12 protein-coding genes are annotated in these 12,514 nt (G+C 37.2%); 6 read left to right on the plus strand and 6 right to left on the minus strand.

The genetic code is table 11. From position 1 onward, the window contains the following. The first annotated feature begins 91 nt into the window (after window positions 1–91). Window positions 92–2,344, plus strand: a complete 2,253-nt coding sequence (locus I5677_RS05655) for a DNA gyrase/topoisomerase IV subunit A (protein ID WP_197660607.1) — start codon at window positions 92–94, stop codon at window positions 2,342–2,344. A 278-nt stretch (window positions 2,345–2,622) separates the two neighbouring features. On the opposite strand, the gene I5677_RS05660 is transcribed toward I5677_RS05655, so the two are convergent. Then, a complete protein-coding gene (locus tag I5677_RS05660; RefSeq protein WP_197660608.1) occupies window positions 2,623–3,117 on the minus strand; it encodes a hypothetical protein in 495 nt (164 codons plus the stop codon). A 364-nt stretch (window positions 3,118–3,481) separates the two neighbouring features. On the opposite strand from I5677_RS05660, the gene I5677_RS05665 reads away from it, so the two are divergent. Further along, complete coding sequence (locus tag I5677_RS05665) at window positions 3,482–3,664, plus strand: hypothetical protein (protein ID WP_197660609.1); 183 nt, start codon at window positions 3,482–3,484, stop codon at window positions 3,662–3,664. A 3-nt stretch (window positions 3,665–3,667) separates the two neighbouring features. Then, the gene (gene guaA, locus I5677_RS05670; protein WP_334298784.1) at window positions 3,668–5,203 is read left to right on the plus strand and encodes a glutamine-hydrolyzing GMP synthase; all 1,536 of its coding nucleotides are present in this window, start codon (window positions 3,668–3,670) and stop codon (window positions 5,201–5,203) included. Between the two features lie 156 nt (window positions 5,204–5,359). Here guaA and I5677_RS05675 read toward each other — a convergent pair whose 3' ends face one another. The 3 genes from I5677_RS05675 to I5677_RS05685 are packed head-to-tail and all read right to left on the minus strand — an operon-like array spanning window position 5,360 to window position 8,133. Beyond that, window positions 5,360–6,793: a hypothetical protein gene (locus I5677_RS05675; protein WP_197660610.1), complete on the minus strand. Its 1,434-nt coding sequence runs from the start codon at window positions 6,791–6,793 to the stop codon at window positions 5,360–5,362. A gap of 3 nt (window positions 6,794–6,796) precedes the next feature. Further along, complete coding sequence (locus I5677_RS05680) at window positions 6,797–7,756, minus strand: M56 family metallopeptidase (RefSeq protein WP_330617857.1); 960 nt, start codon at window positions 7,754–7,756, stop codon at window positions 6,797–6,799. Further along, entirely contained in the window at window positions 7,756–8,133 is a 378-nt protein-coding gene (locus I5677_RS05685) for a BlaI/MecI/CopY family transcriptional regulator (RefSeq protein WP_197660612.1), read from the minus strand. Before I5677_RS05685 ends, I5677_RS05680 begins: the two co-directional genes overlap by 1 nt. A 229-nt stretch (window positions 8,134–8,362) precedes the next feature. Between I5677_RS05685 and I5677_RS05690 the strand changes: the two genes are divergently transcribed. The 3 genes from I5677_RS05690 to I5677_RS05700 all read left to right on the plus strand — a co-directional run bounded on the left by I5677_RS05690 (window position 8,363) and on the right by I5677_RS05700 (window position 10,251). Next, window positions 8,363–8,890, plus strand: a complete 528-nt coding sequence (locus I5677_RS05690) for a flavodoxin domain-containing protein (protein WP_197660613.1) — start codon at window positions 8,363–8,365, stop codon at window positions 8,888–8,890. Window positions 8,891–8,935: 45 nt separating this feature from the next. Beyond that, complete coding sequence (locus I5677_RS05695) at window positions 8,936–9,511, plus strand: histidine phosphatase family protein (protein ID WP_197660614.1); 576 nt, start codon at window positions 8,936–8,938, stop codon at window positions 9,509–9,511. A gap of 116 nt (window positions 9,512–9,627) precedes the next feature. Next, entirely contained in the window at window positions 9,628–10,251 is a 624-nt protein-coding gene (locus I5677_RS05700) for an HAD-IA family hydrolase (protein WP_197660615.1), read from the plus strand. Window positions 10,252–10,261: 10 nt separating this feature from the next. Here the strand turns inward: I5677_RS05700 and I5677_RS05705 are convergent, their stop codons facing one another. Together I5677_RS05705 and yfbR are read right to left on the minus strand one after the other, a co-directional pair. After that, on the minus strand, window positions 10,262–11,437 hold the full coding sequence (locus I5677_RS05705) for a hypothetical protein (RefSeq protein WP_197660616.1): 1,176 nt from the start codon (window positions 11,435–11,437) through the stop codon (window positions 10,262–10,264). 466 nt (window positions 11,438–11,903) lie between these two features. Beyond that, on the minus strand, window positions 11,904–12,491 hold the full coding sequence (yfbR, locus tag I5677_RS05710; RefSeq protein ID WP_197660617.1) for a 5'-deoxynucleotidase: 588 nt from the start codon (window positions 12,489–12,491) through the stop codon (window positions 11,904–11,906). Window positions 12,492–12,514 lie beyond the last annotated feature (23 nt).

The following is a 12,514-nucleotide window of genomic DNA, read 5'->3' on the forward strand; positions in this document are numbered from 1 at the left end:
TAAGCGAATGTGTTCGCAAAGCGAATTCTTCGCTATGCAGATATTGTACTGACGCCCAAATTCACGGTGTAGGGCAGAATGGAGGATATTAATGAAGAAAAATACTGATCAAATTATACAATTGGATTTTTCCGAGGAGATGAAGAACAGCTATCGGGATTATGCCATGAGTGTTATCATAGCAAGAGCTTTACCGGATGTCAGAGATGGCCTAAAGCCGGTTCAAAGAAGAATCTTATATTCCATGGTGGAGCTGGGGCTGGACCCGACAAAGCCTCACAGAAAGAGTGCCCGTATTGTCGGTGATACCATGGGTAAATATCATCCCCACGGCGACAGTTCCATCTATGAAGCACTGGTTCATATGTCAGAGGACTATTCTTTAATGCTTCCCTTAGTGGATGGCCACGGTAACTTTGGATCCATCGATGGAGACGGAGCTGCAGCGATGCGTTATACAGAGGCAAGACTGTCTCCAGGAGCTATGGCATTACTGGATCATCTGGAGAAGGGATTAATTCCTTTTGAACCCAACTTTGATAATAGCGAAAAAGAACCAACTGTATTACCGGCTATGATTCCAAATCTACTGATTAACGGAACTACCGGTATTGCCGTAGGTATGGCTACCAACATACCTCCCCACAATCCCGACGAAGTAATCGATGGTGTTATTGCATATATGGATAACCCAAATATAACAGTGCAGAAATTAATGGAATATATTCCGGCTCCTGATTTTCCTACTGGTGGTATTATTATTAATAAAGATGATATGGTCAATATCTACGAAACCGGTGAAGGAAAAATCAGAATAAGAGCAAAGGTCGAAATAGAAAACGGTGATAACGGAAGAAAGAATATTGTCATTACTGAAATCCCCTATTCCGTCGCAGGCAATAAAACCAAGTTAGTAGAGGGTCTTGCTTCCTTGATGAAGGATAAGGTATTTGATGAAATCTATGATATCCGGGATGAATCCTCCAAGGAAGGAATTCGAATTGTTGTTGAAGTTAAGAAGGACCGAGATCTGGAGAATCTATTAAACGGTCTTTATAAAAAGACTGCTTTAGAAGATACCTATTCCGTGAATCTGCTTGCGGTAAAAGAACAACAGCCCTTTGTCTTTAATCTTAAAAATATGATCAGTGAATTCGTAGATTTTCAAGTAGATCTTTATACGAAGGAATATGATTATCTTTTGGATAAAGCACAAAAGCGACTAGAAATTGTGGATGGTTTAATCAAAGCAACCGATGTAATTGACTTAATTATAGAAATTCTTCGAGGCAGCAGTTCGATCAAACAGGCAAAAAGTTGTCTTATAGAAGGAATAATTGAAGGTATACGCTTTAAGTCAAAGCAGTCCGAGAAAGAGGCCTCCACCTTAAACTTTACTGAGCGACAGGCAGATGCTATTTTATCCATGCAGCTTTCCAAATTAATTGGATTGGAAATATTAAAATTGCATGATGAAAATACGTCTTTGAAGGATTCTATTGAAGAATACAAAAAAATACTTGGAAGCAACAAGGAATTATATAAAGTAATTAAAGGACGCTTACGGGAATATAAAAAGATTTTCCATACCCCTCGTAGGACACAGCTTATGAATGCTAGCATCACCGAATATGTGGAAGAAGTTAAAATTGAGGACATCTATATCTTGATCGATCGCTTTGGTTATACGAAATCCATAGATATTGCCAGCTATACACGGGCCTCTGAAGATAGCTTAAAGGAATATGTTCATATTATCCTAATGAAAAATACGGACAAGCTATGCTGCTTCACTGCCGAGGGCAATATGTATCAGATAAAGGCAGAAAGCATTCCGAAATGTAAGATGAAGGATAAAGGCACCTTAATTCATAATCTATGTAAGTTGGATAAAGAGACTGTAATACAATATACCTCCTTTGAGCAACTGTTTGAATCCCAATTATTATTCGTATCGAAAAAAGGATATATCAAACAGGTATCCGGTGCTGAATTTGAAACAAACCGCTCTCAGATTAACTCAACAAAACTAGAAGACAAAGATCAGCTTGTGTCTGTTACCTTATTATCTGCTAGTGAAATTCTGGCCGGTAATATGAAAGTGATTTTGCTTACGGATAAAGGCCTGTCTTTAGGATTTTCACTAACCGAGGTATCCGAGCTTAAAAAAACAAGTCGAGGTGTAAAAGGCATTACCCTCGAGAAAAATGATTTTGTATGTTATGCATCGGCTGTAGGACCTAACGAAGAAACTTTTACTTACGATGATAAAGTATTAAATGCAAGAAAGGTCCGAAACCGTAAACGGGGTGACAAAGGACAGAAAGCACAACTTGAGATATAATACTTATAGTTACTAAACTTTTTACTGTTAATAATATTCATACTAAGATTAACTCTTTCGTAACAGTTATATATAAGAACACACCGGTACTACCCTTACGATTAAACGTAGTTGGTAATACCGGTGTTTTTATCTAAATTCCTCACTTATATATCTCCAATATTTCTGTCGAAACGCTAGTTTAAATAAAACATTAATCGTTCTATATAAGTTATATAAGCCCTATCTTCCGTCAGTCAAAGAAGATAGGGCTTAATTTGGGGGGTAATAAAAAGCAACTAAATAATTTTACGCTCGAGTAATCCTGCAGATAGTTTTATGCTTTCCTTTGTTTTTGTAAAATCATAATTCAAGAAGGATGCCTGGTCCTCCGAATTCCTACTGTTATTATTAATATCTAATTTTTTTAGAAGAATTTCTAACTTCTCAGAAAACTCATACAAGCAATCAATATAATCACTAAGCTGCAAACCTAATACAGTGTTCTCTTGATTTAATATTGACATTTCAATCTGATATGCCATATCAGCTATACCGTGGGCTCCTATATTACTCATCATTCTTCTTAATGTCTGAGCAATCATCCGTAACCCCTCATACTCTTCAGTTCTTGCCATTGTCTTTAGGATTGGTAGCTTCGCTTTCACACTTTTTAATATGGATAGTAAGGCACGAGAATAGTTTTCTATATTCCCGAGGAAATAACGGTATCCTGAGTTAAAATCAATCTCTGGAATACAATCGAATATTTTTTTTTCAGTTACTTCCTTCATAGCGGATAACCTCCATACTTATGTCATTTATCCTGCTGTCTCTACCATATATTGTAATAACACAGATAAATAATACCATGATATAGTGTGTTTGTAAAGAAAAAGTATCAATTTTTTCTTATTTATGAGAATAATTTACTATTTTTTTATGACATAATACACGAAAAATTGATATTTTTTTCACTAATATTTTATATATCGGTTACTATATAAAATAAATTAACTGACGGAAATTAAGATATAGTAGGCATTTTAATAAAACTTATTAGAAATATGAATACTCTTCTTTCTAAAGGAGGGTTGTCTTTTAAATCAAAGTATTGTATTATAAATCTGCATTTAAGACTGTTCAGTCACTGGTCTTGTGAACCAGCGTATTGTATTTTTCGCTTTGGTACTTCAAAACATACCAAAAGATACAGATAGCAAGATGCTTTTATGCTTTGTGTTGGCTGATACAAAATCCTTTGGATTTCTGGGAGCATCTGAATGGTTACCTACATTTATAAAGGTCGTATATTACCTATTTAAGTTATCAGGAGGTTAAAACGTGGAAAAAGAAATGGTTATCGTGCTTGACTTTGGTGGGCAGTACAATCAGCTGATTGCTAGACGGGTCAGAGAATGTAATGTTTATTGTGAGGTATTACCTTACTATACGAGTCTTGATCGAATTAAGGAAATAGCTCCAAAGGGTATTATTTTTACAGGAGGACCGGCCAGTGTTTATGAACCGGGTGCACCATCCTGTGATCCCGAACTCTTTTCTTTGGGAATTCCGATTTTAGGTATCTGCTATGGATGCCAATTAATGACATATTTGCTTGGTGGTAAAGTATCAAAAGCACCTTTACGTGAATATGGCAGGACAACAATAAATGTTAATAATTCTTCAAAATTGTTTTATGATGTATCTCCTGAAACAATTTGCTGGATGAGCCACACAGACTACATTGAGTCACCCGCAGCCGGCTTCACTACGGTTGCAAAATCAGATTCCTGTCCGATAGCAGCAATCGAAGAAGCCTCAAGAAACCTTTATGGAGTGCAGTTCCACCCTGAGGTTGTTCATACCCAGGAGGGTACGAAGATGCTTCACAACTTCCTGTATGAAGTATGTGAATGTTCCGGTGACTGGAGAATGGACTCCTTTACCGAAGAAATGATCAAAACCTTAAAAGAAAAAATCGGAGACAAACAGGTTCTCTGCGCCTTATCCGGTGGCGTTGATTCTTCTGTGGCTGCTGTTATGATCAGTAAAGCAGTGGGTAAACAATTAACCTGTATCTTTGTTGACCATGGCCTTCTCAGAAAGAATGAGGGAGATGAGGTAGAAGAGATCTTTACGAAGCAGTTTGATGTGAACTTCGTTCGTGTGAACGCACAGGAACGTTTCTATAAAAGACTTACCGGTATCTCTGAACCGGAGGAAAAACGTAAAATAATCGGTGAGGAATTTATCCGTGTCTTTGAAGAGGAAGCTAAGAAGATTGGTACCGTTGATTTTCTTGTTCAAGGGACGATATATCCGGACGTAATTGAAAGCGGTCTGGGTAAATCCGCAGTAATCAAGAGCCACCACAATGTTGGCGGCCTACCCGATTATGTGGACTTTAAAGAGATTATAGAGCCCCTTAGAGACCTATTTAAGGATGAAGTTAGAAAAGCTGGATTGGAACTAGGTATACCCGAAAAACTGGTATTCAGACAACCCTTCCCAGGACCGGGACTAGCTATTCGTATTATAGGGGATATTACTCCTGAGAAGATTGCTATCCTACAGGATGCCGATTATATCTACCGAGAAGAAATTGCTAAGGCAGGCCTTGATCGAAGTATTGGTCAGTACTTTGCAGTTCTTACTAACCTACGTTCTGTTGGTGTTATGGGCGATGAAAGAACTTATGATTATACTGTAGCTCTTCGTGCTGTAACCACCACAGACTTTATGACTGCAGAATTTGCTGAAATCCCTTGGGACATCCTTGGTAAGATTTCGAATAGAATTGTAAATGAAGTAAAACATGTCAACCGTATCTGCTACGACATTACAGGCAAGCCACCGGCAACGATTGAATGGGAATAGTCAGGAAAGCTACAAGCCATACGACGATAAACAAAAAAAGTTCAACACGAATTTATTCGTAATTGAACTTTTTTTATTTATCGGCATAGGGCACCAGTCCGTGCACAGTTCGTATGGCGTAGCTTCTGTTTTTTCAGTATACGAATGAATACACTGCTACTTTTCAACCAAAGTAAAGCTTACGGGTGTATGGGAGCTATATGCCCAGCCTATTTCTACGGTAATTCCAGCTTCCGTAAGCTCATCACCTGTTATATAAGCCTTATCCGCAATAACGAAAAGATCGCCTGCCTTCTCTAAGGAGCGCAGTTTTTTGGCTAACTCATCCCTACCCCAAAGCTCAAGAACGTCCGCAAGTTCTTCAATACCAAAGTATATCGAAGAAAAGTCCGCATCAACCATATACATAAAGGATGTAGAAGGGTAGAATTCTTCGTTATCGAAGGTGAATTTATGACAATGGTGCAATATTGGGAAATACCCTCCCTTTGGGTTATCCATCGGTTCCATAAAGACATTGTAGAGACCGTTTCCCACCAAATCTTCTATCACGGTGCGGCGCTCTTTAAGCGCCTGCTTGAGTGGAAGCCGGTCGCCATTCTCCAAGGTGATAACTACTTGATCGGCGCTGATACTGTTTAAATAATAACGGTAACCTTCAAATTCGTATATGAGCTCTCTTTCTCCCGCTCCCTCACCGTTGTTGAAACCCTCAATCTTTAGCTTTACCAGTGAATGCAGTGGATCAAGATATGCTGCTACCGCTTCTGTCCCGTTACGAATATCAACGGTCAGTGATTCGTCATATGGATCGTAACCTCGCTTAGATAGTCGAGCATAATTAATAACCTCATCCGGTGTGTCTGAATGCACAATTAGCACACAACCGCCCTTGATATCATAACGCATAATTGTAAATCCTGAACCGACAGATTTGCTACGAAACATATCAAAATCGAGGGTTGTCAGGTTTTTTCCCTTTCTTGCTAACTCGTATACATCACGCAAGGTCATCTGTAATTTATCTTCGTTTTCCTTATTTCCAAGCTCGTATGTGTCCCTCAAATCGGAGAAATTAAAATCGTTCGTTCGCTTTAGGCGATATATACTCCATATCCCGGAATCTCTCTGGCTTAGCTTTATTAGCCAAATTTCATGATCCATCTGGTAAAGCCGGTATTGTTGACCATCTTCATCGGTTAACATGGCATGAAGCCACCTTTCGTTGTAGTCAGATATATCCGGTATAGTAAAATATGGAAAGTCATTTTTCGATAAAAACTCGTCTTTGGCAATAGCCCTTTTTTCATATTGTACCGATAATCGTTTTATATCTCCGGTTTCAGTATTGGCAATAATCATAGAATCTTCACCCAGGCCATAAACATACGGGAAGAATTCTTTCACTGCAATGAATGAGCTTAGAGGATTCATATACAGACAATCGTCAAACTCATAGCACCCAAGTATATCCTTCTTCGCGCCTTTGACCTGTTGCATTGAAACAGCAATGGTAACGCAGGAGATTAAAATGTATAGGAATACAATAATCATCACAGTTCTATAACTTCTTAAAAACTTCATAATCATAATTCACCCCCTAAGAGACGGATTTGTAACTAAAAGTAGAGCTATGACCAATAAAATCACTACCGATGTGACTGTGCCTATTACTGTTAAGCGTTTATAATTTAATACATTAAGTATACGAGCCTTAATCCCTAAGTGTCCAAAAGCTGAGGTGCTAAACAACCTTTTATCCTTAGCAAAATGCAACAATAACGAGGCATAATCTTTACGTTCTTCCACACTATACTTTCCCTTACGAAAAACCGTTTCATCGCAGGAAAGTTCCATGTCTTCATAAAACAATTTGATCATTACCCATACAAGTGGGTTAAACCAATGGAGGCAGACGATTATAATCGCTAATATCCGCCATAGATTATCAAGTCGTATACGATGGACATTTTCATGGGCCAGAATCATCGAACCTTCTACACTGTTCGGATCGATTCCAGTCGGGAGTATGATTCTCGGATGTAACACACCCATCAGTACCGGTGATAGCAGTATATCCGAGCAGTATATATTGTCTTTTAAAAAGACCGCCTTTTTAAGTTCTCTGCGTGCTAATATCAATGAGATAGCAGCCAAAATTAGAGTCGCGACTACTATAACTGCCCATACTTTAGAACTGATGATAAAGATTTCTCTCAGATTTTTTGTGTGATATTCAAGTGGAATATAACTTTTTGCTGCTCCAATCGTATTCATTATCGCCAAATCATCAGCCCCAGGAATAGATACAGTATCATGGGTAATTGTCTCTATGGAGATCACACGCTTGACAAGTCCTCCTGTAAAGTTAAATAGACTCCAATCGGTTGTTATTGTAAATGGTATCATCAATCTATAAAAAGCCAACGCCCACAATGGATAGATCATGCGTCTTGGCAGTGATTTAAAAAGCCGTACAATCCATAGCGCTACAATGACAAAACAAGAGGCAATACTCATGTTCAGTATAAGATAGAAAATCTCATCTATCATTAACGACTCCCCTTCCGTCCATGTTCATCAATCAGTTTCTTAAGTTCATCTGCTTCTTTATCGGAAAGTATACCGTCAGACATAAAAGAAGAAAATAACGCTTTTGCTGATCCACCAAAGAAGGAACGGAGTACTTTTTTCGCTTCCTCCCGTCCAACATCTTCGCGTGCTATTAGGCTATGGCAAATAAATCCCGGCTCCGAGCGCTGTATTGCTCCTTTAGCAACTAACTTCTTAATAACGGTATATGTCGTATTCTTGTTCCATCCAATTTTATCCATAGCAATCAGAGACAGTTCTTTCGCTGTCGCACCTTCATTTTCCCACAATAGCTCCATTAGCTTTAGTTCACCGTCAAATAACTTAATCTTTTCCATGGATTCCTCCTTAGACTATCACAGTAGTTTATTCAATCAGACTATCATTATAGTCTGGCATTGTCAAGAAATTTATTATTTATATATACTTGCTGTCGCATTGTAAGAATGTTAAATCCTAAAGCAATGAAACACGAACTTACTCTTGAAACTCTTTGACAATTTTTTATAATAATTCTATACTTTTATTAATACTACAAAAAACATCAGATTATAAGGAGTAAAATAAATGGATCATATTATCGTTTTATACAAATCAAACACCGGCTTCACGAAGAAATATGCGGAGTGGATTGCGGAAGAATTAGATTGTAAAGCTGTCTCAATCAAAGATATTCATGATAATGATATAAAAAACTATAAAACCATAATATTCGGGGGCGGAATACACGCCGGTCGTATTAGTGGTTTACATACATTTAAAAAAATTACTTTAAATCAAAAAGATATCAACACTATTATATTTGCCACCGGAGCTGCACCGAAAGAAGCTACTAATATCGATCATCTTATACGCACTAATTTAAATCAGGATGAGGCCTCTTCTATACCGCTCTTCTATTTTCATAGCGGTATAAACTACGAAAATATGGGCTTGGGAAGCAAAGGTCTAATGAAAATGTTCAAAGCTATGTTAAAAAATAATAAGAATAAAACACCGGAAGAACAAGGTATGTATGAAACAATTTCTAAATCACATGATTATTCTAAAAAAGAATATATTACTCCGCTTGTTAAATACGTAAAAGAGCAGTAATTCAAAAGACGATACATTTAAACTTTAAAAAGGAGGGTGTTCCCTGTGACACATGTTTATTTTGTAAGACACGCACTACCTGATAATAGAAATAATAATGACCGATATCGTCCGTTAACAGAGGAAGGTCATCAGGATAGTTACAAGGTGACCGCGCATTTTAAGGATAAACCCATTGATTTCATTATGTCCAGCCCCTATAAAAGAAGTGTTGATACAATTAAGGATTTAGCGAATGCTCTACATATGGAGATACATACCGATGAAGATTTTAGAGAAAGGGAGAAAGGCATTGGATATGGCCATGATGCTACCTTATATGTAAAAAACATGTGGAATGACTTCCAGTACAAGACGGAAGGTGCCGAATGTCTGGCGGAGGTACAAAAAAGAAATATCCGTGCTCTGAAAAAGCTTCTGACAGAACATAAGAATGAAAATATCATCGTAGCTACTCATGGTACTGCTTTAAGTACTATCTTAAATTATTATGATGCAACCTTTCATTATGATGATTTTATGAGAATAATAAACTTTATGCCCTACATTATCCGATTAGATTTTGATAACGAAACATATCTAAGTCGGTTTGAAGAGCTTATCATTAAGAAAGAAGCATAAATTTCATAACAATTGATTATAGATTAAAGTTGGACTCATAATATATACGTACATAAAACACCATACTTAATAAACATTTAACCATATATCCTAAAGTATATTAAGGAGGCAACAGAATGTATCAAAACATCATATGGGACTTTGACGGAACCCTATTCGATACCTACCCAAGTATGACTAAGACATTCCTAAGAGTATTGAAAGATAACGGTATTAATGAAAGCTATGAGAACATTCTAAGACTTATGAAGATTTCAGCTAGCCATGCATTTCGTTATTGTACCGAAAACTATCAGATTAGTGAAGATAGATTATACCATTTTTATACCATAGATAAGAAAACAAACCCGGAAGATTTTCTTCCTTTTCCTGATTGTAAAGATATATGTAAAAGGATTTATGAATCCGGCAAGAAGAATTATCTATTCACCCATCGTGGTAAGGATGCCATAGCACATATCAAGCATTATGGATTAGACCAATACTTTGAAGAATACGTTATCGGAGGTAGCGGTTTTAAGCGTAAACCGGATCCCGAAGGTATTCTCTATCTAATGGATAAATACAATATGAAACCCGAGGATACTTTAATGATCGGAGATCGGGATATCGATATCATTGCGGCAAAGAATGCCTCCATCAAGGCATGTTATTTCTGGCAGCATCCGAATGCTGTTGTTAAGGAAGCTGATCATATTATAGCTTCCATTCAAGAGCTTGAAGCAATCATCGGCTTGTAGCTTCTAAATATCAGTGCGATAGGGATGTAACTACAAACTCCTTAAAGGTAGATGCAGGAATCACCTGCTTCGTATTCGGATCTGTAGTACTTTTTAGACGTACCAGTATCTTATCTCCAATGGAGGCTTTCTTTATAATGACAGGTTTAGACGCTGTTACTTTAGACCATCTGGCTGTTTTTAAATCAATCGTTTTTGTCAAATCTACGATCGTATATTCATATGCCCTCTTTATGTCCGGATCAGATATTGTTAAAGTAGTTCCATTTAAATTGATTCGGTCAGGAACAGTAGGTTGTGTCGGAACTTCAATGGTTTTAACATAGGATGCCACTTTTTTATTAGATCCAATTGTTTGGAATTCAATCACGCCTCCGGGAATCGCTACATTAAATGGATAATTTGGTGCCAACAGACTTCTCAAATCTAAGATTTTATCTTTTGAGTCTGAGGGATTAAATGGTATCCAGGTTGTACTATCCCCAACACGGTACAGGGTCTGTTGACTCCTTAATCCAGTAAAGCATAATTTACTACCATCCAGCTTTACTGACGGTGCAGAAGGCTTCTTCGGTATCTTAACAGTCACTATTTTTCCCGCTCTTTTATCCTGCGTAGCTATTGTTCTAAATTCAAAGGATGCTCCCTGCATCTCATAGATCGAAGTGGAGGTAATCATATCACTCGTTACCGGTCTCCAGTGGCTATTTTTACTTTTACGATATTCCACAAGATTAATCGGTCTATTTAATACGACCCTTCCTTTTCCACCACTAACTTCATATTCTGCACTGAAACCGGAATCCTCTCCCTGTAAGGATACCTTTAAAGGGTTTGTATCCTTATTGCCTTTCAGATAAATAATTACTTCCTTCCTCTTTAGTAAGGTAGATAAGTCCAGATATCCAAAGGGCTCCACCAGCTCCCATGATTTCATATTGTCCGTACTGAGATAGATCTTACTACTGTTTTGACTTCCCGAATTGATATATGCCAATTCCTCCAGATAATCGATTCTTACCGAAACTTGACTACCGGAATATGTAACCGAGCTTGCCTTTGTGATAGAATATCCACTGATAATCATACATAATAGTAGCATGAGATAAAAAATCTTCTTAATGCTATTCCTTTTATTTTTATTCAAATGTTCCTCCCGATACTGTTTTATATTGATTAATTTCATGTTATATCCCCCTAAACTCATGCTTACTATATCTACACATATTTGCCTCAATTCGTTTCTGTGCTATTACATTATATAAGCCTGTACATATTTTTCTTTTTTGTATATATATGAGAATTATATCCTTATTTCTACATAAAGGCAACATAAAATATATATAACCATACAAAATCTGTATCCAATGACAAGAAACATGATAATGAAAATCCCTGATTTCAGCACAAAAATAACAGCATGGAGTTACTTTCGTAATCCCATGCTGTTATTTCTTTAGGGGGAAAAGCTCTATTATTGTTGCGTGCAATAATAGTCTTTGTGATACAAGAATATTCTATCAAAAAATAAAAAATTAATAAATGTAGTGAATTAACCTAAATAATGTAGTATTTTAATAGATTACCTACAACTTGTTCCATTGGTTTGAAATTATGTCTTCTATGAGATAGTCTGATACATCTTATCGATTCTAATCACAGTTTAACTCATCTAGAGTCTTTTGATAGGATGGAAGGAACTCTTCCATGAAGATATCCACTTCCTTAAGTTCCATCTGCTTTAGAATGCCTCCGATTGACTTTTCAGCGCTGATAAATTCTGTATTACCGGCCTTACGTTCTTCTAAGCACTTTATGAGAGCAGAGAGCTTATCTGCTGCCTTCACCAGCTTCCATAGATAAGCCTCCTCCTGCTTCGGAAAGAAAATGTCTTTATAGCTCTTTTGCATATCCTCCGGTAGCATCTTTAGGAGTCTGTCTGCTGCCGCATCCTCTACAGCCTTAAAAGCACCTTGTATACTCTCGTTAAAATATTTGATTGGTGTCGGCATATCACCGGTAATAATCTCAGTCGCATCGTGATATATACCGATGAGAGCCGCTTTTTCCGCATTCAATTGATTCCCTAGTCGTTCATTACTGATAATTGCCAATGCATGGGCTAAGATACTGACCTCTAAGGAATGCTCGCTGATATTTTCGGTTCTGGAATTTCTCATCAGCGCCCAACGCTCTATAAACTTCATTCTTGAAACCATTGCATAAAAGTTATATTCCATAAAATACTCTCCTAATTAAATTA

Origin of the sequence: Mobilitalea sibirica, from assembly GCF_015999265.1 — a bacterium.
Taxonomy (GTDB): Bacteria; Bacillota; Clostridia; order Lachnospirales; family Lachnospiraceae; genus Mobilitalea; species Mobilitalea sibirica.

What these genes read in the sequence shown, in the direction of transcription:
- I5677_RS05660 (WP_197660608.1), bottom strand. Translation starts at nt 3,117, where the DNA reads ATGAAGGAAGTAACTGAAAAAAAAATATTCGATTGTATTCCAGAGATT.
- I5677_RS05655 (WP_197660607.1), top strand. Translation starts at nt 92, where the DNA reads ATGAAGAAAAATACTGATCAAATTATACAATTGGATTTTTCCGAGGAG.
- yfbR (WP_197660617.1), bottom strand. Translation starts at nt 12,491, where the DNA reads ATGGAATATAACTTTTATGCAATGGTTTCAAGAATGAAGTTTATAGAG.
- I5677_RS05705 (WP_197660616.1), bottom strand. Translation starts at nt 11,437, where the DNA reads ATGAAATTAATCAATATAAAACAGTATCGGGAGGAACATTTGAATAAA.
- I5677_RS05690 (WP_197660613.1), top strand. Translation starts at nt 8,363, where the DNA reads ATGGATCATATTATCGTTTTATACAAATCAAACACCGGCTTCACGAAG.
- I5677_RS05685 (WP_197660612.1), bottom strand. Translation starts at nt 8,133, where the DNA reads ATGGAAAAGATTAAGTTATTTGACGGTGAACTAAAGCTAATGGAGCTA.
- I5677_RS05675 (WP_197660610.1), bottom strand. Translation starts at nt 6,793, where the DNA reads ATGATTATGAAGTTTTTAAGAAGTTATAGAACTGTGATGATTATTGTA.
- I5677_RS05700 (WP_197660615.1), top strand. Translation starts at nt 9,628, where the DNA reads ATGTATCAAAACATCATATGGGACTTTGACGGAACCCTATTCGATACC.
- I5677_RS05680 (WP_330617857.1), bottom strand. Translation starts at nt 7,756, where the DNA reads ATGATAGATGAGATTTTCTATCTTATACTGAACATGAGTATTGCCTCT.